Origin of the sequence: Bradyrhizobium sp. (assembly GCF_016213215.1) — a bacterium.
Classification (GTDB): domain Bacteria; phylum Pseudomonadota; class Alphaproteobacteria; order Rhizobiales; family Xanthobacteraceae; genus Bradyrhizobium.
Window position 1 is genome coordinate 1 of sequence record NZ_JACRAW010000140.1, and the last position, 2,724, is coordinate 2,724.

Below are 2,724 nucleotides of genomic sequence, written 5' to 3' on the forward strand. Positions count from 1 at the left end.
CGATGCGGGTCACGAAATAGGCGAAGCGGCCGAACGAGCGCGACGACAGGCCCGCCAGCACGTTGTACTCGGTGAACCAGCTCGGCCCGCCATTGCTTTCGGCGAGGAAGGTCCGCTGCCTGCCGTCGAAGGACTTGAAGTGGCTGCCGTAGCCCGGCGGCACCTTGATGTCCTTGGCGGAGCGGATGTCGAAGCTGGATTCGTCGTGGATCAGGATGATGTTGGGCCGCCGTCCCGCCGGATGGCAGGAATCGAGCAGCGGCAGGTTAAGGTGCTCCGTGGTCTCGGCGGCCGATTCCATGAAGCCGTGTTGGATGAAGTCGGAGACGGCGGTCACGCCGGAGCGGGCGAACTTGGAAAAGTAGCCGTCGTCGTAATAGCCGCGCCAGGCTTCGTCCGGCCAGGTCAGGGAGTAGCCGACAAGGGCCGAAAGGCAGGCGAGCTTGCAGGCGAGCGCCGGCAGGCGGCGGATGCGAAACGGGTCCAGCCACCACAGCGCGTACATCAGCGGGAGGGTGACCAGCCCCGCTCCGATGACCGACCAGCGCAGGTTGGGAAAGATCGTGAACAGGAAGGCGGCCGTATCGCGGTCGATCATCATCAGGTCGACGAAGTTCGCCGTCATCTGGACGATGTCGTGCTTGAGCCGGGACAGCAGCACCAGCACCATGACCATGGCCAGCGACAGCGCGCCCGACAGAGCGGGCCGCCGCAGGAGCGCGATCCAGAAAGAGTTCAGCACGCCCCAGCCGAGGGCGAAGCCGAGCCGCGAGCCGAAGTCGGTCTCGGTCTGAATCATCAGGCCGATCGCGGCCAGATGAGGGGCGGCGACCGCCAGCAGGCGCCACAGGCCAATCGAGGCGATCCCCGCAACGGCGGCGGTACTAGCGGTTGGACCAGGATTCGGCGCGGAGGCCATTTACGACCGGCAACTTACTTCCGGCGTGCATGCCAAGCCTCGGCCGAACACGGCCAGCTACACGACGCCACCGGAGCTTGCGCCGTGTCAAAAAACTGTAGTGGAACCGTCATGCGTGCGCAACAAAGCAGCCATCGGCCTTTGCATCGTCTGGCTGCGACACGGTGTCCAGCACCGGCTTCGCGAGGCAGGCGGCCTGCGAGGGCTTGGCAAGTCCGGCGATGACAAAGGTCGGAGCGCAGCCGAACCACCCGCCGATCTCGGCCCCGGCGCTGGGGAAAGTGACCGTCGAGGCTCATCCGGGCAAGCCGCGATCATGCGGGTGGTCCTGAGCTGGCAACTTGGCGGGGCGCCGACATACAGCCCATGTCGCTGCCGATCGCGGCGCCTCCGTCGCTCCGTCGATCATGTCCCCTGTCGCGCTGCATCGGCCCGCTTGCGATTCTGGCGATCACGAAACCGCAAAGCGCAATGCATCAGCTTCGAGGCGAGGTCGCTCAACAATCGGCTTGAGCGGTCGGCTCTCCGCCATGCAAGCGGCGCGGCCGCTTTTCACGGCAATTCATCCACTGAGATCGTGGACGAGAAACAGAGTCTTTGACTCTGAGGACGCTCAACTTTTCGATGGTGGAGTTGCGACTTGAAGTGCTTCAAACGAAGAATGTGCTTTAAGCGTCATTTCTTCGTGTTAAGGCGGCGCTGCATGGAACCAAGAATTTGAATGAAGCAGCAGCACTTGAGCGCGTAAAAAGAGCGAGACCGCTTTGTCGCGATCTCGCTCGTGAATATGCCCGTGAAGACTTAATTTTCCGTTTGCCCACCGAGACTTACGCCTCGCGTCGGCGAGAGCACGATCAGCTCTTCCTCTTGTCCTCTTGCCGACGACAGCCTTCTTCGAGATCGCGCTTCGCGCGCGATCTCGCAATCAGAGCGGCGATCAGTTCTTGCTCTTGTCGACCAGCGCGCCCTTCTTGATCCACGGCATCATGTCGCGCAGGCGAGCGCCGACTTCCTCGATCGGATGGGTGGCGAGCTTGGCGCGCGTCGCCTTGAACGAGGTCTGGTTGACCTTGTTCTCCAGCATCCAGTCGCGGGTGAACTTGCCGCCCTGGATGTCGGCCAGCACCATGCGCATCTCCTTCTTGGTCTCGTCGGTGATGATGCGCGGGCCCGTGACGTACTCGCCATACTCGGCGGTGTTGGAGATCGAGTAGTTCATGTTGGCGATGCCGCCTTCATAGATGAGGTCGACGATCAGCTTCACCTCGTGCAGGCACTCGAAATAGGCCATCTCGGGGGCGTAGCCGGCCTCGACGAGGGTCTCGTAGCCGCCCTTGATCAGCTCGACCAGGCCGCCGCACAGCACCACCTGCTCGCCGAACAGGTCGGTCTCGCACTCTTCCTTGAATGTGGTCTCGATGATGCCGGCCCGGCCGCCGCCGATCGCGGAGGCGTAGGACAGGCCGAGGTCATGGGCGTTGCCCGAGACGTCCTTGGCGATCGCGATCAGGCAGGGCACGCCGCCGCCACGCTGATACTCCGAGCGCACGGTGTGGCCGGGCCCCTTCGGCGCGATCATCAGCACGTCGAGGTCGGCGCGCGGGTCAAGCAGGTTGAAGTGGACGTTGAGGCCGTGGGCGAACACGAGCGCGGCGCCCTTCTTCATGTTGTCGTGCAGGTGCTCGCGGTAGATGTCGCCCTGCAGCTCGTCCGGGGTCAGCATCATGACGAGGTCGGCCCATTTGGCGGCTTCGGCGACTTCCAGCACCTTGAAGCCGGCGTTTTCCGCCTTCTTGGCCGAGGCC

Annotated in this window: 1 protein-coding gene and 1 pseudogene; both read right to left on the reverse strand. The window is 63.6% G+C overall.

All coding sequences use genetic code 11. The features are described 5' to 3' along the window. Nucleotides 1-919: pseudogene (locus tag HY852_RS23060) on the reverse strand (LTA synthase family protein); the annotation flags it as partial. Nucleotides 920-1,856: 937 nt separating this feature from the next. Then, the coding region (ilvC, locus tag HY852_RS23065; RefSeq protein ID WP_291607204.1) for a ketol-acid reductoisomerase at nucleotides 1,857-2,724 on the reverse strand (868 nt) is incomplete at its 5' end.